General features: G+C 39.7%; 1 protein-coding gene. It reads left to right on the top strand.

What is annotated here, in order from left to right:
• Positions 1–428: SLC13 family permease (locus IR155_RS15745; RefSeq protein WP_209306793.1), on the top strand; the 428-nt coding region annotated here is incomplete at both ends.

Here is a 428-nt window from a genome sequence, read left to right on the forward strand (position 1 = left end):
CTCTTTAGCATTTTGTATCAGCGCTGCATTTTTATCCGCCTTTTTAGATGCGCTAACCGTTGTTGCCGTGATTATTAGTGTCGCCATGGGTTTTTATGGTGTCTATCACAAAGTTGCCTCAGGCAATAAATTAAATGAGCTTATTGATATCACCAACGATGATAAATTAGGTGATAAACGAACCACATTAGAACAGTTTCGTGCATTTTTAAGAAGTTTAATGATGCATGCCGGTGTCGGTACAGCACTAGGCGGTGTGATGACGATGGTCGGCGAGCCACAAAATTTAATTATTGCAGAACAAGCAAATTGGAATTTTATTGAATTTTTCTTCCGTATGGCGCCCGTTACCCTACCTGTTTTAGCCTGTGGTTTGCTCACTTGCTACTTAGTAGAAAAGTTTAAATTATTTGGCTATGGCGCAAAAC

The sequence above is a fragment of the Microbacterium paludicola genome, assembly GCF_015235415.1.
Taxonomy (GTDB): domain Bacteria; phylum Actinomycetota; class Actinomycetes; order Actinomycetales; family Microbacteriaceae; genus Microbacterium; species Microbacterium paludicola.